The organism is Arthrobacter sp. ASL1 (assembly GCF_056680475.1).
The window spans coordinates 1,634,999-1,655,320 of record NZ_CM155284.1 but is presented as its reverse complement, the minus strand read 5'-3'; the positions used below and the strand labels follow the sequence as shown (position 1 = coordinate 1,655,320).

Below are 20,322 nucleotides of genomic sequence, written 5' to 3'. Positions count from 1 at the left end.
CGGAGCACGTGGTGCGAGGAGAAGGTGATGGGGATGGACGCCTCCGGCATCGCCGATCTGCGCGCAAACGTCCGCGGCGCGGTGTGGGCCCCCGGCGAGGAGGGGTTCGACGCCGCCTGCGAGGGTTTCAACCAGGCCCGCCGACACCAGCCGGATCTGGTCGTGATCCCGGAGTCGGTCGACGACGTGGTGGCCGCGGTGGGGCATGCAGCCCGGCTCGATATGCGGGTGCAGGTGCATGCGAGCGGCCACGGCATCGGTGTCCCCGCCCAGGGCGGCTTGTTGGTCAACACGTCGAAACTACGGACAGTCTCCGTCGACCCGGAGCGTCGCACGGCACGGGTCTCGGCGGGCGTCCGGTGGCACCAGGTCATCGCGGCCGCCAGTGAGCACGGGCTGGCACCGTTGAACGGATCCTCGCTGACGGTTGGTGTTGTCGGCTACACACTGGGCGGCGGAATGGGGCCCATGGGACGGACCTTCGGTTTCGCCGCCGACCACGTCCGCCGCGCGCAGCTGGTCACGGCACAGGGTGGACTCATGGAGGTGGATGCGTTGAGCGACCCGGAACTGCTTTGGGCCCTGTGCGGCGGGAAATGCTCCGTCGGCATCGTCACCGAGCTCGAATTCGACCTGATGCCCGTCGCCGACGTCTACGGTGGGGCCGTCTACTTTCCCGGGGAAGCCGCGGCAGTGGTTCTTCATGCCTACCGCGAGTGGGTCTCCACCTTGCCCGAGACCACCACGACCTCCATCGCGCTGCTCCGGCTGCCCGATATCGACGAGGTGCCCGCCCCTCTGCGCGGTCGCCTGTCGGTCCACCTCCGCTACGTCCACGTGGGCACCGACTCCGGAGGGAAGGACCTGCTGGCCCCGATGCTCGGCGTGTGTGATCCCATCGTGAACCTCGTCGGGCGCATGCCGTACGGGGCCATCGGATCGGTGCATCAGGATCCCGAGGAGCCGTTGCCGGTATGGGACGGGTCCGTCCTGCTGAACGAGCTTCCCGCGGCCGCCGTCGACGCTTTGCTGGCCACCGCAGGTCCGGAACTCGACGTGCCCCTGATCCTCGCCGAAATCCGACACTTGGGCGGCGCCCTGTCTCGCCCAGCCCTCGGCGACAATGCCGTTGGCGGCCGCGGCGCCGCCTTCTCCGTCTACGTCGTCGGGCCGTATCCCCCGCCACTGCGGGAGGCCGTCAGTGCCGCCGGCGGCACCGTTCTGGATGCTCTCGAACCGTGGAGCACGGGCCACACGCAGATCAACTTCGCCGGCTCGGATACGACCCCCGAAGCGGTTCGCCGGGCCTGGTCCGACGACGGCCTGGCGCGGTTGCGGGCGGTCAAACAGGCGTGGGACCCCGACGGGCGTTTCCGCTTCGGCTACGGCATCGACTGAGAGTTCGATCCCAGCGCGGAGATGGCCGGTAATATCGGGCGAATGTTCCCTGCCATACAACTAGCGGACGGTTTTCTCCTCCGCGCCTCCGAAGCGGACGACGCCGCCCTTCTGGCGGCCGCCCACCGTCGCAACCGTGCCTACCTGCAACCGTGGGAGCCGGTGCGTCCGGAATCGTTCTACACCGAGGTTGGGCAACGGGCCTCGCTGCGCCAGCAGGTGCAGGATCGGGAGACGGGGCGGTCGCTGCCGCTGGTGCTGCTGGACGCGGAGACGGCCATTGGCCAGGTGACGCTCTCCGGGATCACCCATGGGGCCTTCGAGAGTGCGTCACTGGGATATTGGGTCGACGAGCGGTACCAGGGGCGGGGGATCATGACCGGTGCGCTGAAAGCCGTGATCGAGGTTTCCCGCAGCGTCCTGGGCCTGCACCGGCTCGAGGCCCAGACGCTGCCAGGCAACATCGCCTCCCAGCGCGTCCTGGGCAAGCTCGGATTCGAGCGGATCGGCTACGCCCCGCGCTACCTGCGCATCGCCGGCACCTGGCGGGACCACGAGATGTTCCAGCTCATCCTGCGCGACTGACACCGTCGGCCCGGGCTGAGAGGCTTCAGCGTCCGACGACGGAGAGGACGACGCCTGCGCCAAACTCGTGGGGCCGATTCCCCCGGCGATGAGGAAGCCGGCACCTTCGTGCGGGCCAAGCGCGGCATCGTCGATGAACTGCTCGTCGGCCGCAAAATAGGAGTACTCCTCATTTCACAAGCAGTTTTGTGTATTGGTGGCATGTGATGGCGGTCTCAATTCTGCTCTGCTAGTGTGAGCCTCAATCGAAGTGGGGGCAATTGATTCCACAGGATTCCAGCGCTCAAGCTCGAGAATGCATACGGTCCGTTCGTGGCCGTATCCGGCTAGTGCGGGAAGGGTCGCGATGACCACGACCATGAATAGTGGATTGACAGATGCACTGATCAAGACTCGTCGATTCTTCAAGCCGAAGGAGATCGTTTCCCCTGACGGTCGTACGCTCCTCAAGGTCGGCGGCCGGTCCGGTGACTCGTTTTACCGGGACCGCTGGAGCCACGACAAGGTGGTCCGGTCCACCCACGGGGTGAACTGCACCGGCTCATGCTCCTGGAATGTGTACGTCAAGGACGGCATCATCACGTGGGAGACGCAGGCCGTCGATTACCCCACCACCGGTCCGGACAAACCGGAGTACGAGCCGCGGGGCTGTCCACGGGGCGCTTCTTTTTCCTGGTACACCTACTCGCCGACCCGAACCCGCTATCCGTATATCCGCGGGGTCCTGCTCGAGATGTACCGGGAGGCCAAGGCACGTCTGAAGGATCCGGTGCTGGCTTGGGCGGATGTTACCGAGGACCCGGAGCGCGCGGTTCGGTACAAGAGCGCCCGCGGAAAGGGCGGACTGGTGCGCGCGACGTGGGAAGAAGCAGTTGAGATCGTCGCGGCGGCCCACGTGCATACCATCCGCAAATATGGCCCGGACCGGGTGGCCGGGTTCTCGCCCATCCCGGCGATGTCGATGGTCTCCCACTCATCCGGGGCCCGCTTCGTGAACCTGATCGGCGGGTCGATGCTCAGCTTCTACGACTGGTACGCCGATATGCCGGTGGCTTCGCCGCAGGTTTTTGGCGACCAGACCGACGTCCCCGAATCCGGGGACTGGTGGGATGCCGGCTACCTGATGATCTGGGGCACAAACGTCCCGGTGACCCGGACCCCCGATGCGCACTGGATGATCGAAGCACGCTACCGCGGGCAAAAAGTGGTGGTTGTTTCGCCGGACTTCGCCGATAGCACCAAGTTCGCGGATGAATGGCTACCTGCCGAACCGGGCACCGACGGCGCCCTGGCGATGGCGATGGGGCACGTCATCCTCAAGGAATTCCACGTCGATCGACAGAGCCCGTACTTCACCGACTACGTGAAAAAATACACCGACCTGCCGTTCCTGGTCACCCTCGACGAAGTAGAGGGCGCGGCTGGCGAGCGAACATACACTGCCGGAAAATTCCTGACCGCTGAGGACCTTGACGGGGAGATCGAACCGGAAGTGGAGAATGCCGCCTTCAAGACGGTGTTGGTGGATTCGGCCACCGATCGTCTGGTGGTGCCCCCGGGCACCCTCGGACATCGCTACGGCGAAACCGGCGAGGGCAAGTGGAACCTGGACCTCGGGGGCATCGACCCCAAGCTGACGTTGCTCGAAAGCGCCGACGAAAACGTTCCGATCGACATGCCGCGCTTTGACGCGGGCCAGGGCAACATCGGCGTTATCCGCCGCGGTGTCCCCGCCCGCCGCGTGGCCGGCCGACTCGTGACCACAGTCTTCGACCTGTTGCTGGCCCAATATGGAGTGGGGCGCCCCGGACTTCCGGGAGAATGGCCCACGGGCTACGACGACGCCGAATCACCGAACACGCCGGCCTGGCAGGCCAACATCACCGGGGTATCGGCGGAGGCTGCTGAACGGATTGGCCGTGAATTCGCACAGAACGCCGAGGATTCCAAGGGCCGTTCGATGATCCTGATGGGCGCCGGTACCAACCACTGGTTCCACTCGGACACCATCTACCGCACGTTCCTGACGATGACGACCGTCACCGGTTGCCAGGGCGTTAACGGTGGCGGGTGGGCGCACTACGTCGGACAGGAGAAGGTCCGCCCGCTGACCGGATACAACCAGCTGGCGAATGGACTGGACTGGCTGCGTCCTCCCCGCAACATGGTGCAGACGGCGTATTGGTACCTGCACACCGATCAGTTCCGCTATGACCAGTTCGGCGCGGATGCACTCACGGCCCAGACCGGAAAGGGCCAGCTGGCGGGCAAGACGACGGCGGATATCATTGCCCAATCGGCCCGGCTGGGCTGGATGCCGTCCTACCCCACCTTTGACCGCAACCCGCTGGTGATTGGAGCGCAGGCCCGCGAAAAGGGACAGTCGGCCAAGGACTATGTGGTTGATGAGCTCAAGGCGGGGCGGCTGAATTTCGCCGCCGAGGACCCCGACGCCCCGGAGAACTACCCCCGCGTTCTCTCGCTGTGGCGCTCCAACCTGATTGGTTCCTCGGCCAAGGGCAACGAATATTTCCTCAACCACCTTTTGGGGGCATCGCACACGATCAGTGCCGAGGAAACCGCAGAACGCTTCCGGCCCAAGGACGTGAAATGGCGTGAGAAGGCCCCGACCGGCAAAATCGACCTGCTGACGACTCTCGACTTTCGGATGACCAGTTCGACCCTGCACTCGGACATCGTGCTTCCGGCGGCCACCTGGTACGAGAAATATGATCTTTCCACCACGGACATGCACCCGTTCGTGAACTCCTTCAACCCCGCCATCTCGCCGCCTTGGCAGTCCCGCACGGATTGGGACGCCTGGCAGGAGATTTCCCGGGTCTTCAGCCGCCTAGCCATACCCCACCTGGGCAAGCAGACCGACGTCGTCGCAGCGCCGTTGACCCACGACACCCCGGATGCGATGGCCGCCCCGCATGGGAAGGTCAAGGACTGGAAATTCGGGGAATGTGAGCCGGTTCCAGGCGTCACCATGCCCAAGATCATCGAAGTAGAACGCGACTACACAGCGATAGGCGACATGATGCGCTCGATCGGGCCGCTCATGGAAACGCTTGGGGCGACGACCAAGGGCATCACGTATGACGTGAGCCAGGAGATCGAGGACCTCAAGAAGACGAACGGGACCGTTCGGGGCGGCCCGGCGGACGGGCGCCCAGATATCCTTCGCGACTTCCAGGCATGCGAGATGATCCTGACCCTGTCCGGCACCACCAACGGACGCTTGGCGACCCAGGGCTTCAAGACCCTGGAGAAGCGCACAGGTACGCTGCTACACGACCTGTCGTCCGAGAACGAAGGCAAACGGATCACCTTCGCCGACACCCAGCGTGGACCCGCACCGGTGATCACCTCACCGGAATGGTCCGGATCCGAAACGGGTGGCCGTCGGTATTCGCCATTTACCATCAACGTGGAACGGCTCAAGCCATGGCATACCTTGACCGGCAGGATGCATTTCTACCTGGACCATGACTGGATGACCGAATTGGGCGAGGGGCTGCCCATTTTCCGGCCACCGCTCGACATGACGGCGTTGTTCGACGAGCCGGCCCTTGGTTCCGTGTCCTCCAAGGGCGTGACCGTCAGGTACCTGACGCCGCACAACAAGTGGTCGATCCACTCCGAATACCAGGACAACCTGTTCATGCTCTCGCTGTTCAGGGGTGGCCCCGGGATCTGGATGAGTCCGCTGGACGCCGATAAAATCGGGGTGAGGGACAACGAATGGATCGAGGCCGTCAACCGCAATGGCACGGTTACCGCCCGGGCCATCGTCTCGCACCGGATGCCGGAGGGGACGGTGTACATGTACCACTCGCAGGACCGGCTGATCGACATGCCCCTCTCCGAGACCAGCGGCCAGCGCGGGGGCAACCACAACTCGCTGACCCGATTGATGATCAAGCCCACGCACATGATCGGCGGTTACGCGCAGCAGACCTACGCCTTCAACTACATGGGGCCGACCGGTAACCAACGCGACGAAGTCACGGTCATTCGCCGCCGCAACCAGGAGGTGACGTACTAATGCGCGTCATGGCTCAAATGGCAATGGTGATGAACCTCGACAAATGCATCGGGTGCCATACGTGCTCGGTCACGTGCAAGCAGGTGTGGACGAACCGTTCGGGAGCCGAGCACGTTTGGTTCAACAACGTGGAGACCCGGCCAGGCCAGGGATATCCGCGCACCTATGAGGACCAGGAGAAGTGGAAAGGCGGCTGGACCCTCACCAAGCGCGGCCGGCTCAAGCTCAAGGCCGGTGGACGGCTGAAGAACCTGGCTACCATCTTCGCTGCCCCCAACCTGCCGGGTATCAAGGACTACTACGAGCCGTGGACCTACGACTACGAGAACCTGACCACGGCACCGGCCCAGAAGCATATGCCCGTGGCGCGGCCCAAGTCACTGCTCACCGGGGAGGACACCAAAATCACCTGGTCGTCCAACTGGGACGATGACCTCGCCGGTTCCGTTGAAAACACGCACAACGACCCGATCCTCAAACAGGTCGGGGACAAGATCAAATTCGAATATGAACAGGCGTTCATGTTCTACCTGCCCCGCATCTGCGAGCACTGCCTGAACCCCTCGTGCGTATCGTCCTGCCCCACCGGCGCCATCTACAAGCGTGAAGAGGACGGGATCGTCCTGGTGGACCAGGACCGCTGCCGTGGCTGGCGGCAGTGCGTGGGTGGCTGCCCGTACAAGAAGATGTATTTCAACCACAAGACCGGCAAGGTCGAGAAGTGCACGTTCTGTTATCCGCGCATCGAGATCGGCCAACCCACGATCTGTTCGGAGACCTGTGTGGGACGCCTGCGCTATCTCGGTCTGATGCTCTATGACGCTGACCGGGTGCTCGAAGCCGCGTCCACCAAGGATGAGCACGGGCTGTATGAAGCCCAACGCGACGTGTTCCTGGATCCGAAGGATCCCGAAGTCATGCGCGAAGCTGCTCTGGCGGGTATTCCGAAGGACTGGGTGGACGCCGCCCAGCGCTCGCCGATCTGGGCCCTCATCAATGAATACAAGGTGGCCCTTCCCCTGCACCCGGAATACCGCACCATGCCAATGGTCTGGTACATCCCCCCGCTCTCACCAGTGGTGGACGCGGTCGGCGAAACCGGTGAAGATGCCGAGAAAAAGGACAACTTGTTCGCCGCTATCGACAAGCTGCGAATTCCCATTGAGTATCTCGCAGGGCTCTTCACGGCCGGGGACACCAAACCCGTGGACAACGTGCTGCACAAGCTTGCGGCCATGCGCTCCTACATGCGCGACATCAACATGGGGTGGGAACCGAACGAGTCCATCGCGGAATCGGTGGGCATGACCGGGCAGGAAATCAAGGACATGTACCGGTTGTTAGCCATCGCGAAATATGAAGAACGCTACGTCATACCGTCGGCCCACTACGAAGACGCCCACAAACTGGAAAACATCGCCACCGAATGTTCGCTCAACGTCGACGGCGGGCCCGGCATGGGCGGGATGGATGGTTCCTTCGGAAATGATCCAGACCGGGGCAAGGATCCCGGTATTGGATCTCCCGACGTTCCCGGACGGCCCGAAGGAGTGCGGATCAACTTGTTGAATTGGGACGGCCAGGGCACCCCCAACGGTTTGTTCCCCGAGACACCAGCGGGGTCGACATCGTCCCCACAGGGAGGGACACCGTCATGACACCTAAGGCCCCAGCACTCAAATATTCCCCCGACCAGCTCACGGGGGTCTGGCAGTCCGCGTCCATCCTGTTGGACTATCCGGACGATGACCTCATCTCACGGCTGGATCTGCTCAGTGAAGTCGCCGCAAGCCTGCCCGCCAAAGTCGCTGCCGGTCTGCAGGAGACCATCCGTCATCTGCAGCAGGGAAACCTGCGCGAAATCCAAAGTGACTACGTCGACACCTTCGATACCCGCCGTCGTGGCTGCCTGTTCTTGACCTACTTCTCGAATGGCGAAACCCGGAAAAGAGGCCTCGCGCTACTGCGCATCAAGCAGGTGTATGTGAAGGCCGGCCTGACCCTCTCCGAAGACCAGCTGCCCGACCACCTCTGCGTGGTGTTGGAGTTCGGCGCGATGACCGATGTGCGGGCAGGCCTGAAGATCATTCTGGACAATCGGGCGGGTCTTGAGCTGCTCCGGCTGCACCTGCAGGAAGTGGCTTCCCCGTGGTCCGGTGCACTCGATTCTGTCTGCGCCACCCTGCCGCCACTTAAGGGCAAGGACCACGAGGCCGTCGCACGGCTGATCGCTGAAGGTCCTGAAGAAGAGGAAGTCGGCCTGAACACCTATGGAATGCCGGATTTGGCACCGATGCCGGGAGGCGTGTGATGGACAACGTGCTGGATGTCTTTTTGTGGCTGATCTTCCCCTACATTTGCCTGACCATCTTCGTACTCGGGCACATCTGGCGATACCGCTATGACAAGTTCGGATGGACGTCGCGGTCGAGCCAGATGTACGAAAGCGGCATCCTCCGCTGGGCCAGTCCGATGTTCCACTTCGGGATCCTGGCGGTCTTTTTCGGACATGTCATGGGTCTGGGCATCCCCGAAAGCTGGACGGAGGCCATTGGGGTCTCGGAGGGCATGTACCACTTCATGGCGATCTCGGTGGGCGCCATCGCAGGTGTCTTCACCATCGTCGGACTCATCGGGCTTCTCTACCGGCGTCGCTTCACGAAGGCCGTGCTGGGGGCAACCACCAAGATGGACAAGTTGATGTACTTCATGCTCGGGGTGGTCATCCTGGGAGGCCTGGTTAATACAGCTTCAGGGGTGGCTGGAGCTTACAACTACCGCGAGGGGGTGTCCGTCTGGTTCCGTAGCATCTTCTACTTCAACCCACAGCCTGAACTGATGGTCGATGCCCCGTTCAGCTTCCAGTTCCACGCGATTGCCGCCATTGCCCTTTTCGCGCTGTGGCCGTTCACGCGACTGGTGCATGTCTTCACGGCGCCGGTGGGGTACATTTTCCGCCCGTACGTCCTCTACCGGAGCCGCGATGCACACGAAGGATCGCGGGAAGGCCGGCGCGGCTGGGACAAGGTGGACACCATCCCCCGTCGTCGCCGTGACTGACCGTGACGAACGGTACCAGGGTCGGCGCATCATGACCGGTGCATTGACCACTGTCATCGAGGTGTCCCGCAGCGTTTTGGCTCTGCACCGACTCGAAGCCCAGACCCTTCCGGGCAACGTCGTATCCCGGCACACTTTGGACCGGCTGGGATTCGAGCGCATCGGCCACGCTCCTCCCTACCCGCGCATCGCCGGGACGTGGCAGGTCCATGTGCTCTACCAGCTGATCCTGCGCGACTGATTTGGGCCTGGAGGGGGCTTCGTGGCTGGATGGGTCAACGGCCCACGGCGTCGAGCAGGGCGTCGGCAACGGCCTGCATGCCCGCTTCATTGGGGTGGAACGACGACACCAGCCCCCTGGCCCGCGAATTCCAGCCGTTGACCCACGGCTCTGCGGAACCGAGGGCGTGGGCGGTGCTGATCGCCGACGCCTGGACCAGCTCGGCACCGCTGGAGCCCGCGGCCCGTTCGAAGGCCCGGGCCAAATCGGCGCCGATGGCCTCGAACCGCTCCACAGTCGGGTCATCCAGGGGGATGTCACGGCCCGGCGAGGTGTCCGGGCCCAGGAGGGTGAGGTAGTCCACGAGCACGACCCGCGCGGCCGGCACTCGAGTCCGGACCGCGTCGACCACCCGGGCGAGGCCGTCCGCGGTCCGCTGTACGTCGGCGTCGCTGGGTTCGACGGCGTGGGGCGCGGGGAAACGTCGGACCACGGAGCCGATCCACCGGTTCCGTCGCATCGACCAAACCGCCGCGCACTTGAGCAACGAGCCCACGTAGTGCAGGTCGTTTCCGCCACCGGTGATGGTGATCAGGTCCGCATCCGGCGGCACCCGGGAGATCTGTGGAGGAAACGTCCGCCATCCCACCCGCTGTGGCCGCTCGAGCATCGTCGCCGTCGTGGCCCCGGCGACACTGAGATCCGTAATCTGGGCCCCAAGGGTCGCCGCCGCCAGATGCGCGTAGTTCTTTCCGGACCTGCGGGCCGCTGTATCGACGACGGGCGGAATTCCTGGGCCGGCGGCAAACGAACTGCCCAGGGTGGCCAGATGGCGGTAGCCGCTCACGGGTGCGCCGGCTCCTTCAGGTATTCTCCAAAGGTCTGGCGCCCGTAGGGCTCCCCGGGCACCAGGTTCGCACCGGCGTCGAGCCCCTTGAAAGCCTTCAGGAACGGCAGGCGGATCTGGACGGAGGGGCGCCTTCCGCCCCGTGCCGCCCGCCACTGCCGGTACATGTCGCCGATGCCCAGCTGCTCCGGGCCGCCGATGTCCTCCACCCGGCCCTGCGGTCCGCCGCCGGCGAGTTCGGCCAGGCGTAAGGCGACCTCGGAGACGGCGATGGTCTGGAAGCGGGAGGCCGGTGCGATGACCACGGGCAGGCGGCGTTGGGCGGTGAAGAGCTGCTCGACCAGCGTGTGGAACTGCGTGGCCCGTTGGATGGTCAGCGGGACACCGGACGCGCCGGCGATTTTCTCGATGTCCACGCGCTGGTCGTAGTACGGCAGGGGGATGTCCTCGATGCCGACGATCGAGATCACCACCAGGTGGCCGACGCCGGCGCGTTGGGCCGCCGCGGTGAGGTTGCGGGCCAAGCGCAGGTCCTTCGATCCTCCGGTCTGGGCGCAGTGCACGATCGTGTCGACTCCGCGCAACGCCTCGTCCAGCCCCTGGCCGGTGAACAGGTCGGCAGGCACCAGCCCGTTGCGGCCGGTGCTGGAGGAACCGACGGCCTCCCGGCCCGCAGCGCGGAGGGCGGCGAGCGTCGGGGCACCGAGTTGCCCGGTCGCGCCGGTGACGAGGATGGCCATGGTGGTCCTTTCAACGTGCGTTTCCGCGGACGAGGCAGCAGGGGGTGGATGCCGTTGTCTCCAGTCTGCCGCCGGAGCCCGGTTCATGGTAGGCCCCGGTCATGGATCCTGCCGGGGTGGCCGGACCACGGTGAGCGGAAGGTCATGCGTGGCCGCCAGCGACTCGCAATGGCTGCCGGGTTCCCGTGCCACGGCGGCGGCGATCTCGGTCCGGTCCTCCGCAGTGCCGAGGAGCTCCATCAGCCGGTCGCGGAAGGCCGGTTCGATGGCGCCCAGGGCCACATACCCGTCGGCGGTCGAGTAGATGGGGTAGGTCGGCAAGACACCACCGAGCGGGGTTCCGGGACCCGTCAGACCGTGGCGCGCCTCCAGGCACGCGGAGACGGCGCGTTCGGCGCCGAGCAGGTCGGCTACCGGGACCAGCGGAAGCCGCGGGGGATCCAGCGTCCCGGCGTCACCGGCGCCCTGCACCGGTTCTTCCGTTCCAGCGTCCCCGACTCGGTGGCAGACCTGGAGGAGGACTGCTGGCGGCCCGCATCGGGAAGACTGGGACCATGAACATCACCAAGTCGGTCGTCCTCTTCGTTCTCGCCGCGGTCGCGGAGATCGGCGGTGCCTGGCTGATCTGGCAGACCGTGCGTGAAGACAAGGCCTGGTGGCTGGCCGGACTGGGCGTGATGGCACTGGGTGCCTACGGGTTCGTCGCCACCCTGCAGCCCGAGGCCAACTTCGGGCGCATCCTGGCAGCCTACGGGGGAGTGTTCGTCGCCGGGTCCCTGGCCTGGGGGATGGCCATCGATGGTTTCCGCCCCGACCGCTGGGACGTGATCGGGGCGATGATCTGCCTGGTCGGCGTCGCGGTCATCATGTTTATGCCCCGCGACGCCTCATGAATCCGGGCGCCCGTCGGCTCAGGTGTACCAGGAAGGTTCGGGCACCCGGCCGATGAGCTCGTATTCGCCGACCTCACGACGCTTGTGCGCCACCGGATCGTGCAGCGAGTGCGTGCGGATGTTCCGCCAGTAGAGGTCCAGGCCGACCGCGTTCGAGGTGGCGCGCGCCCCGGTGAGCTCGAAGATCCGGTTGGTTGTCTCCAGCGCCACGTCGTTGGCGACCTGCTTCGCCGCGGCAATCCGAACCGCCACCTGTCCGCGCGCCTCGGCGGTCAGGTCCTCGCGTGGGGCGTGCAGCAGCGCCGAGAGCTCGGCATCCACTGCCTCCGCCAGCGCCTGCCCGGCCCACAGGCGCGAACGCAGTTCCCCGTACGCGGCCAGGATGTAGGGGTCCTGTGTGGCCGATTCCTTCGGGTCCGACGTGTAGGGCCAGGCGCGCGTCCGCTCCCGCGTGTAGGTCCCGGCGGTGGCCAGCGCACCCTCGGCGATGCCCAGGTAGATGGCGGTGAAGATCTGCTGGATCAGCGGCACGTTCAAGGTGTTGTAGACCAGCGGCTGGAACTCCTTGTTCACAAAGCCGGCAGCTTCGGCCCAGCTGATCTCCACGTTGGTGATCGTCACGCCCCCGGATTCGGAGAGCCGCTGGCCCAGGTTGTCCCAGTCGCCGGCGAACACGATGCCCTCCTGCGCCGTGGGGACGATCGCGAACACGTGCTCGCCCGTCGGCAAGGCCCCTTCGAGGACCACCAGGTCGGCCACACGGGCGCCGGTGCTGAAGGACTTGTGGCCGGTGAACACCAGGGTTTCGCCGTGGTCCTGGACCGCCAAATCGTTGTCGCGCGGGTTCACCGCCCCGCCAAAGAACAGGTTCGCTGTCGTGTAGAGCTCCTCTACGGCGGCAATCTGCGCGTCGGTGCCGACCAGGTGCACGGCCCAGGCCCAGAGCAGGTGGTAGCCCAGCAGCTGCCCGATCGAGGCATCGCCGGCGGAGACCGCGCGGATGGTGCGCAGCGCCGTCGTCCATTCCTGCCCGCCGCCACCGTGTCCGGCGGGCGCCACCAGCAGGGTGAGGCTGGAGTCCTTGAGCAGTTGGACCTCGGCATCGGGCTTGGCCCCGGCACGGTCGCGCTCCAACGCATCGACGGCCAGGATCGCGGCGACCTCCTCGGCGCGGGCGATCCAGGCGGCCGGCGTGGCCGGGGTCGGCTGACCGGTCCAGGGCGAGGTGGCCAGAGCCTCGGTAAGCGTAGTGGTCATGGGTGGTCCCTTCGTCGAGGGCGTCGTGCGCCCGGTTCGTCATCGGTGCACCCCACGCTAGGAACCGGGGCGGCTGCGCAACAGCAGATGACCGGGATGGACGTCCCGCGACCGATTGTGTCCCTGGGTGACGTCGAAAAGTCACAGTACGACGGCGGCACCAGCAGTTTCCGGGCTGTCCCCACGTCATCTCCGGTCACCGGCCGTCATCCGCCGTCACGGTGCCTCGACGCGCCCTGACGGAGGCTAGTTTCGGCAGCAGGAGCCACGAACCAACGCCAGGAGCAACCATGACCCAGCAGACCGCCGAACCCACCACCGCGTCCTACCCGGAGCTGGCCGCCCGCTTCCGCCGGATCTTCGGGCGCATCGCCGCGGGTGCCTCCCAACGGGAAAAGGACCACGAGTTGCCCGCCGCCCAGATCCGCGAGCTGGCCGACGCCGGATTCGGCGCGTTGCGTGTTCCCGCCGAACACGGCGGCCTCGGCGCCTCCCTGCCACAACTCTTCGCACTGCTGACCGAGCTGGCCGCCGCCGACTCGAACATCGCCCAGGCCCTGCGCGCCCACTTCGCCTTCGTCGAGGACCGCATCCTCGCCGAGCCCGGTCCGGGGAGGGATGTCTGGCTGGATCGGTTCGTGCGGGGGGAGCTCGTCGGCAACTCGTGGACCGAAATCGGCGCCGTGGAGGTCGGACAGGTGCAGACCAAGGTCGTCCCCGCCCCGGATCTGGGGCCGGGGAAGTTCCGGGTGAACGGGACCAAGTTCTACTCGACCGGCAGCATCTTCGCCGACTGGATCGACGTCTACGCCGAACGCACCGACACCTCCACCCGCATCATCGCCGCGGTCGACGCCCACCAGCCCGGGGTGCTGCACGGCGACGACTGGGATGGCTTCGGCCAGCAGACCACCGGCTCCGGATCCTCCACGTTCACCGACGCCGTGGTGACGGAGGAAAACCTCATCGACTTCGACACCCGGTTCAAATACCAGACGGCGTTCTACCAGGCGGTGCTGCTGGTGGTGCAGGCCGGCAGCATCCGGGCGGCCCAGCGTGAGTTCTCCGACGAGGTCCGCGCCCGGACCCGGACGTTCAGCCACGCAGCGGCGCCGGTGTGGCGCGAGGATCCGCAGATCCTGCAGGTCATCGGCGAACTGGCCGCTGCGGGATTCGCGGGGGAGGCGATCGTCGACAAGGTGGCCGCGGCCCTGCAGGACGCCCACGACGCGGCGCTCCAGCTGCGGGCAGGAGAACTCACCCTCCAACAGGAAGAGCAGGTGAACGACGCCGCCGAACTCGCCTCCGCAGAGGCCCAGGTGGCACTGACCCCGTTGTCCGTCAACGCGATCTCCCACGCCTTTGACGCGTTGGCCGCCTCGGCAACGTCCACGGCGAAGAACCTGGACCGGCACTGGCGCAACGCGCGCACCGTCGGGAACCACAACCCGTACGTCTTCAAGGCCCGGCTGGTCGGAGACCTGTCGGTGAACGGCACGGCGTTGCCCCGGGTGTGGGCGATCGGGGCCTCCGCCGCATCGAAGTAGCGCCCCGAGGGGAGTGCTGGCTAGTGGGTGCCCTGGAAGCGCGCGGCCAACCGGTCCAGCGTGCGTTCGATGTTCCCCGGCGTGCTCCGGGTGAAGCCCATCAGCCGCAGGATCCATTGGTGTTTGATGCGGGAGGCATCCCAGGTTTCACTCACCAGCGTTCCACCGGGTGCCTCCTCCAATTCATACCGCCACCGGTGGCCGTTGAAGTGACGCCAGGCGATCTGCCGGTCCTCCTCGAACTCGACCACGGTGTTCTGGATCCGGTAAGGAACGCCCAGCCGCATGTCCATCCCGAATTCGGAACCGAGAGCCAGCCGCTGGGGAACCTCATCACGGGAGGACTTCACGGTGCCGGAGCCGTCGATGAGCACGTGCTGTGCCGGATCGGCCAACAGGTCGAACACCGCCGACGGTGGGGCCTCGACCAGGCGCTGGCGGGTCACGAAATACGGGGATTGTTCCATGGGCCATTCCTACGCTGGGGTGGTTGCCCAGCGCAACTCGGCCGACGGCATCATCACCATTCACCAATCGCCAATGAGTGAATCCTCGGCCGATTAGGCTGTAAAGAAGTTTCTCCGTGAATACTGGAAACGGGCCACCCGCGGGTGGCCGGATACAACGGTCAGGAGGAGAGTCGTGAGCAGGTCCATCAGCGTTTGCCCCGTGGAGGGAATCGGAATCGGTGAGGCAAAGGTCGTCGATGCCGAGGAAACCGGCATCGGCACGGACATCTCTGTATTCCACAGCGATGATGGGCAGTTTTACGCGCTCGATGACGAATGTACGCACGGGGCGGCTTCACTGGCTGAGGGGTGGATCGAGGCAGGCGAGGTCGAATGCCCGCTCCACTCTTCCCGCTTCTGCCTCAAGACCGGCAAAGTGCTGTGTTTGCCGGCCACCAAAAATGCCCGCACCCACAAGGTCGAGGTGCGCGATGGCACGGTGCTCCTCTATCCGGGGGTGCCCACCTTAGTCGAGTAGCGGAAACCGCAGGAACAGCCCGTTAGCGTCATGGGGCGGGGGACCTCAGCGGCGAGAACTCGGTCATCAGCGCGGCACCGGCGGACGGCTCCGCCCACGCTCGATGAAATAGACATCTGCAGCCTGCACCACGATGATGTCCGGGCACTGCTGCTGGCCTCTCCCGCTGAGCCTTCAAGATGCCGGAAGCCATGAGCATCCGGCTGGAACGGGCGGAACGGCTGATGAAATCATTGACGGGCAACGACGTGGAGCAGCGGCTCGCGTCCTACCTGCTGGAGCGCGAGCAAAGTGGTTCTGCCCATCACCGATCCCGCGGCGCTGGCCGCCATCTGGCGCCCGCGGCCCCGCTAGTTTTGGTCGACTCCGAGGGCGCCTCCATCGGTCAACTCCGCCGTGTCGCTTCCCTTGGCCCACTCCGCTGGGTGCTTCCCGCTCTCCGCCGCACCCGCTACAGGAGCATGCGCAGGGGTTCTTCCAGTGTCCGCTTGAGGTCGCGGAGGAACGCCGCGGCCACCGCGCCATCGAGGACACGGTGGTCCGAGGTGAGCGTGATCTTCATGATGCGGCGGGTACGCAGTTGGCCGTCCTCGACAAACGCCTCCTCAGTGGCCGCTCCTACCGCCAGGATGGCGGCTTCGGGGGGATTGATCACTGCGGTGAAGTTGTCGATCCCGTACATGCCCAGGTTGCTGATGGTGAACGTTCCCCCGCTGTATTCCGCCGGATTGAGGCGCCCGACGCGGGCCCGCTCGGCCAGGTCCCGAATCTCCGCGTTTATAGTGGCCAGCCCCTTGTCATCCGCGGAGGTCACTACGGGCACCATCAGCCCATCGTCCACCGCAACGGCGATGCCGATATTGACTTGGCGGTGGCGGAGGATCTTGTCCCCGCCCCACGACGAATTCACCTCCGGGTGCGCCCGCAGCGTGACGGCGCAGGCCCGGGCCAGAAGGTCCGTAACGCTGATCTTCGTGCCGGCTTCGGCGAAGCTCTCGTTGACCTCGGTGCGAAAGGCCAGCAGCCGGTCGACCCGCACAATGTTGGTCAGGAAGAAGTGCGGCGCCGCCGCGCTTTCTGACAGTCGCCGTGCCGTTACCCTGCGCATGCTGGACAGCGGGATCTCTTCGGTGCCCGTATCTTCCGTGCCCCCGCCCGACGTCTTCTTGCCGACCACCCCGGCGGCCGCGGTCGATGCACCAACTGCCGATCCTGCGGCCGCTGCCCCGCCCTGTGCCTTGATTGCGGCCTCGATGTCGGCTCGGACGATGCGCCCTCCCGGACCGGTGCCGGCGACCTGCGCCAGGTCAAGGTGGTGTTCGGCGGCGATGCGGCGGGCCAGCGGGGAGCTGAGCACGCGTCCAACGGCCCGGTTGGGCTCGCCTCCCCTGGCGGACTCGCCCGCCCCGGCCGAGGCCGCTGGGCCAGCGCTCTGAACTGCCGGGGCATCGTGGGCCGCCTGGCTTTCCTGGCCAGTCGTGGGAGGGCTTGGCGCTGCCGTCTGCTGGTTCGGATCGCCGGCCATCTCCGCAGGCTGCGCCCCGACACCGCCGGTCGCCGTCGCCACGTCTCCAGCCGCTGCCGGGTTCCCGCTGCTGCCATCGCCAATGACGGCCACCAGCTCCCCGATGGGAACGACAGCCCCCTCGGGAACCAGCCGACGCTCCAATACCCCCGCCTCGAACGCCTCCAAATCCATGGTGGTCTTGTCCGTTTCGACCTCGGCCAGGACATCGCCCTTCTTGACTACATCGCCTTCGTTCATGAGCCAGCGGCTGAGCACGCCCTCGGTCATGGTGTCGGACAGACGGGGCATCACTACTTCAGGCACGGTGTCTCCTAACGGATGAAGCTCGTGGCTTCAAGCAGCTCGCGAATGACCCTGATCAGATCGTTGGCATCGGGCAACGCGGCCAACTCCAGCGGTTTGGCGTAGGGGAGCGGCACCTCGGCGGCCGCCACCCGGCGGACAGGTGCGTCGAGGTAGTCGAAGGCACCCTCCATCAGGGTCGCTGAAATTTCCGCCCCGATGCCATAGCTGAGCCAATCATCCTCGAACACCACGGCACGGCTGGTCCTGCGCACCGATGCACAGACCGTCTCCCGGTCCAGGGGACGCAGGCTGCGCAGATCTACCACTTCCACCGAAATGCCCTCCTCCTCCAGCTGGCGTGCGGCCTCGAGCGCGATCGTGCTCGCCCGGGAGTAGGCGATCACGGTCACGTCCGAGCCTTCCTTGACGACTGCCGCCTTGCCGATCTCTGCGACCTGTTCGCCGTCGGGCACCTCGCCCTTGGTGCTGTACAGCGAGAGGTTTTCCAGGAAGATCACCGGGTCGTCATCGCGGATCGCGGCGGTCAGCAGTGCCTTGGCATCCGCCGGGGTGGAAGGAGCCACCACCTTCAGGCCCGGCACATGTGCATACCAGACCTCGAGGTTCTGTGAGTGGGTGGCCGCCAGTTGCTGTCCGCCGCCGCCGGGGGTGCGGATCACGATGGGCACCGGCGTCTGCCCGCCGAACATGCCGTAAATTTTGGCCGCATGGTTCACGATCTGGTCGACGGCGATCAGGCTGAAGTTGATTGTCATGATTTCGACGACGGGGCGCATTCCCAGCATCGCTGCACCGATGGCCGCACCGACGAAGCCCTCCTCGGCGATCGGGGTGTCACGCACCCGGGCAGGACCGAACTCCTGGAGCAGTCCGGCGGTGATCTTGTAGGAGCCTTCGAAAATGCCGATCTCCTCGCCGATGAGGAACACGCTCTCGTCGCGGGCAAGCTCCGCGCGCAGGGTCTCGTTCAATGCCTGGCGGTAGGTGATGATGGGCATCGTCTCTCCTGTACTGGTCATGGCATGTCGACTACAGGATCGCCGGGCAGGGCATGCGGGGCGTTGGCCACGGGCGTGGCGTAAGCGAAATCGAAGAGCTCCTCCGGCGCCGGGTCCGGGCTGGAATCGGCGAAGGCGACGGCGGCCGCCACCTGCTTATCCACTTCGGCCTCGACCTCCGCCGCGTCGTCCTCGTCGAGTGTCCCGGCCTTCAGCATCCGTGCCCGCAGGGCCGGCACCGGGTCCGCCCGGCTGGCTTCCTGGGTGTCTTCGGCGGAACGGTAGCGCGCGGGATCGACCACCGAGTGGCCCTTCAGGCGGTAGCTCATCACCTCCAGCAGCCCCGGCCGGCGCTCGCTGCGTGCCCTTTCCAACGCCCCTGCGGCGGCGTCGCGGACGGCGATCACGTCATTGCCGTCGATGCGTTCCCCCGGGATCCGGTAGGAGGCGCCGCGCTTGTACAGCTCCGGTTCGCCCGAAGCCGTCTCGACGGTGGTGCCCATGCCCAGCCGGTTGTTCACGATCACGTACACGATGGGCAGGTTCCAGATGGCTGCGATGTTCAGCGACTCGTGGAAAGCGCCGATGTTCGTGGTGCCGTCGCCGAGGTGGCACATGACGGCCTCCGTCTCCGGCCCCGGCCCAGCGCGGTAAGTCAGGGCAAGCGCCGCCCCGGTTGCCAGGGGTATCTGTCCGCCGACGATGCCGTAGCCGCCCAGCATCCGGGTTGCGGTGTCAAACATGTGCATGGAGCCGCCGCGGCCCTTGGACACTCCGGTGGCCTTGCCGAACAATTCGGCCATCACCGCACCCGGATCCATGCCGCGGCAGAGTGCGTAGCCATGGTCGCGGTAGTTGGTGAAGAGGTAGTCGCGGCTTTGCAGCGCAGCCATCAGGCCGACGACGGTCGCCTCCTCGCCGAGGTTCAGGTGGCAGTAGCCGCCGATCTTGGCGCGCTTGTACATTTCTGAGGCGGTCAACTCAAACGATCTGATGAGCACCATCTGCCGGTAGTAGCCCAGTAGGGCGTCGACGGACTCGGGAGCCCGGGGTCCGCGGTCGCTCTCGTTTTCCTCCACCGTGCCTGTCATGTCGGCCATAACGAACCTCTCTCTGCTTGCCGCCGGCTTCGCTGTCCACCGTTGCGGTCAGGGCCCGGGCAGCTGTTCCTGAAAATGGAACCGGTCACTGCCGGCGTGACACTTCGGGCAGCTACCGGGAGGATGCTCTCCCCGGAACGATTCGCCGCAGACGCCGCACACCCACTCGGTGGCCAGCAGTGCCATGACGTCGCCGCGGCTGACGATGCCCACCAGGCGTCCGTCCTGAAGGATGGGCAGTCGTCGGATCCGTTGTTCAATCAGCAGTTGGCGGATGTCGGCAATGGGCGTATCGGTCGTGGCCGAAATGACGGAAGTGGTCATCACGGCGGAGGCTGTCGGCCCGGATTTGGCCAGCAGGTCGTATTCGCTGACGAGGCCGACCACATGCCCGCTCCCATCCACGACGGGGGCCGCGCTGATGTGGTGGCCGCCCAGAAGCGTGGCGATTTCCGCCAACGGCATTCCGGGGGATGCCGTTACCACCGGCGAAGTCATGATCTCTGCGGCCGTTGTCGCGACTGATGCTTCCACTGAACGCACCTTCTTCGATTCGCCGGTCCCATCGGCAGGATGAGAGCGGGACGGCCGTGCTCTGAAACCTATGCCCTGGGATTGACCCTAGCCAGAAAGACCGGCTTTTGAAACGGTACGGGTGCGGCTTCGGCACATTGGACGCCGCTCATCTGCTTCGTGATCGACCGAGGATTGGAATCGGCCGGCCTCCCCCCGCGTCACGCTTCAAGGGCATTCCGAATGCCGGAGGCGTATTTGCCAACCTGGAGTGAGGCCCCAGGCGCCGGGG

Annotated in this window: 18 protein-coding genes and 1 pseudogene; 10 read left to right on the top strand and 9 right to left on the bottom strand. The window is 65.7% G+C overall.

Annotated elements, in window-relative coordinates; translation table 11 throughout:
* Nucleotides 1-33: 33 nt before the first annotated feature.
* The 7 genes and pseudogenes from AC1MEQ_RS07790 to AC1MEQ_RS07760 form a co-directional block, all read left to right on the top strand.
* Nucleotides 34-1,398 (top strand): FAD-binding oxidoreductase, encoded by a 1,365-nt coding sequence (locus AC1MEQ_RS07790; protein WP_479795463.1) that lies wholly within the window; start codon nucleotides 34-36, stop codon nucleotides 1,396-1,398.
* A gap of 42 nt (nucleotides 1,399-1,440) precedes the next feature.
* A complete protein-coding gene (locus AC1MEQ_RS07785; protein ID WP_479795461.1) occupies nucleotides 1,441-1,983 on the top strand; it encodes a GNAT family N-acetyltransferase in 543 nt (180 codons plus the stop codon).
* Nucleotides 1,984-2,329: 346 nt separating this feature from the next.
* Nucleotides 2,330-6,034: a nitrate reductase subunit alpha gene (locus tag AC1MEQ_RS07780; protein WP_479795460.1), complete on the top strand. Its 3,705-nt coding sequence runs from the start codon at nucleotides 2,330-2,332 to the stop codon at nucleotides 6,032-6,034.
* Entirely contained in the window at nucleotides 6,034-7,692 is a 1,659-nt protein-coding gene (gene narH / locus AC1MEQ_RS07775; RefSeq protein ID WP_479795459.1) for a nitrate reductase subunit beta, read from the top strand. Before AC1MEQ_RS07780 ends, narH begins: the two co-directional genes overlap by 1 nt.
* Nucleotides 7,689-8,345 carry a nitrate reductase molybdenum cofactor assembly chaperone gene (gene narJ, locus AC1MEQ_RS07770; RefSeq protein ID WP_479795458.1) on the top strand — a complete coding sequence of 219 codons (657 nt, stop codon included), beginning with the start codon at nucleotides 7,689-7,691 and terminating at the stop codon, nucleotides 8,343-8,345. The genes narH and narJ overlap by 4 nt, the downstream gene beginning before the upstream one ends.
* On the top strand, nucleotides 8,345-9,094 hold the full coding sequence (gene narI / locus AC1MEQ_RS07765; protein WP_479795457.1) for a respiratory nitrate reductase subunit gamma: 750 nt from the start codon (nucleotides 8,345-8,347) through the stop codon (nucleotides 9,092-9,094). Before narJ ends, narI begins: the two co-directional genes overlap by 1 nt.
* A pseudogene (locus AC1MEQ_RS07760) lies at nucleotides 9,009-9,335 on the top strand (GNAT family N-acetyltransferase); the annotation flags it as partial. The gene narI and the pseudogene AC1MEQ_RS07760, both read left to right, overlap by 86 nt.
* 34 nt (nucleotides 9,336-9,369) lie before the next feature.
* Here AC1MEQ_RS07760 and AC1MEQ_RS07755 read toward each other — a convergent pair.
* From AC1MEQ_RS07755 to AC1MEQ_RS07745, 3 genes are all read right to left on the bottom strand, one after another.
* Nucleotides 9,370-10,161, bottom strand: coding sequence for an SGNH/GDSL hydrolase family protein (locus AC1MEQ_RS07755; protein WP_479795456.1), 792 nt, complete (start codon nucleotides 10,159-10,161; stop codon nucleotides 9,370-9,372).
* Nucleotides 10,158-10,901: an SDR family oxidoreductase gene (locus AC1MEQ_RS07750; RefSeq protein ID WP_479795454.1), complete on the bottom strand. Its 744-nt coding sequence runs from the start codon at nucleotides 10,899-10,901 to the stop codon at nucleotides 10,158-10,160. The genes AC1MEQ_RS07755 and AC1MEQ_RS07750 overlap by 4 nt, the downstream gene beginning before the upstream one ends.
* Before the next feature lie 99 nt (nucleotides 10,902-11,000).
* Entirely contained in the window at nucleotides 11,001-11,372 is a 372-nt protein-coding gene (locus AC1MEQ_RS07745; protein WP_479795452.1) for a hypothetical protein, read from the bottom strand.
* A gap of 83 nt (nucleotides 11,373-11,455) precedes the next feature.
* On the opposite strand from AC1MEQ_RS07745, the gene AC1MEQ_RS07740 reads away from it, so the two are divergent.
* Entirely contained in the window at nucleotides 11,456-11,794 is a 339-nt protein-coding gene (locus tag AC1MEQ_RS07740) for a YnfA family protein (RefSeq protein WP_479795450.1), read from the top strand.
* An 18-nt stretch (nucleotides 11,795-11,812) separates the two neighbouring features.
* Here the strand turns inward: AC1MEQ_RS07740 and AC1MEQ_RS07735 are convergent, their stop codons facing one another.
* Nucleotides 11,813-13,051 (bottom strand): acyl-CoA dehydrogenase family protein, encoded by a 1,239-nt coding sequence (locus AC1MEQ_RS07735; protein ID WP_479795448.1) that lies wholly within the window; start codon nucleotides 13,049-13,051, stop codon nucleotides 11,813-11,815.
* A 290-nt stretch (nucleotides 13,052-13,341) separates the two neighbouring features.
* Between AC1MEQ_RS07735 and AC1MEQ_RS07730 the strand changes: the two genes are divergently transcribed.
* Nucleotides 13,342-14,598, top strand: coding sequence for an acyl-CoA dehydrogenase family protein (locus AC1MEQ_RS07730; RefSeq protein WP_479795446.1), 1,257 nt, complete (start codon nucleotides 13,342-13,344; stop codon nucleotides 14,596-14,598).
* A 20-nt stretch (nucleotides 14,599-14,618) separates the two neighbouring features.
* On the opposite strand, the gene AC1MEQ_RS07725 is transcribed toward AC1MEQ_RS07730, so the two are convergent.
* A complete protein-coding gene (locus tag AC1MEQ_RS07725) occupies nucleotides 14,619-15,065 on the bottom strand; it encodes an SRPBCC family protein (RefSeq protein ID WP_479795444.1) in 447 nt (148 codons plus the stop codon).
* Nucleotides 15,066-15,240: 175 nt separating this feature from the next.
* Here AC1MEQ_RS07725 and AC1MEQ_RS07720 point away from each other — a divergent pair, with 175 nt between their 5' ends.
* A complete protein-coding gene (locus AC1MEQ_RS07720; RefSeq protein WP_479795442.1) occupies nucleotides 15,241-15,585 on the top strand; it encodes a bifunctional 3-phenylpropionate/cinnamic acid dioxygenase ferredoxin subunit in 345 nt (114 codons plus the stop codon).
* Between the two features lie 451 nt (nucleotides 15,586-16,036).
* Here AC1MEQ_RS07720 and AC1MEQ_RS07715 read toward each other — a convergent pair whose 3' ends face one another.
* From AC1MEQ_RS07715 to AC1MEQ_RS07700, 4 genes are read right to left on the bottom strand one after another with little or no spacing between them, the layout of a single operon-like run.
* On the bottom strand, nucleotides 16,037-17,416 hold the full coding sequence (locus AC1MEQ_RS07715; RefSeq protein ID WP_479795440.1) for a dihydrolipoamide acetyltransferase family protein: 1,380 nt from the start codon (nucleotides 17,414-17,416) through the stop codon (nucleotides 16,037-16,039).
* An 8-nt stretch (nucleotides 17,417-17,424) separates the two neighbouring features.
* Nucleotides 17,425-18,417, bottom strand: coding sequence for an alpha-ketoacid dehydrogenase subunit beta (locus tag AC1MEQ_RS07710; protein WP_479795439.1), 993 nt, complete (start codon nucleotides 18,415-18,417; stop codon nucleotides 17,425-17,427).
* A 17-nt stretch (nucleotides 18,418-18,434) separates the two neighbouring features.
* On the bottom strand, nucleotides 18,435-19,517 hold the full coding sequence (pdhA, locus tag AC1MEQ_RS07705; RefSeq protein WP_479795437.1) for a pyruvate dehydrogenase (acetyl-transferring) E1 component subunit alpha: 1,083 nt from the start codon (nucleotides 19,515-19,517) through the stop codon (nucleotides 18,435-18,437).
* Nucleotides 19,518-19,565: 48 nt separating this feature from the next.
* A complete protein-coding gene (locus tag AC1MEQ_RS07700; protein WP_479795436.1) occupies nucleotides 19,566-20,051 on the bottom strand; it encodes a CBS domain-containing protein in 486 nt (161 codons plus the stop codon).
* Nucleotides 20,052-20,322: the final 271 nt, after the last annotated feature.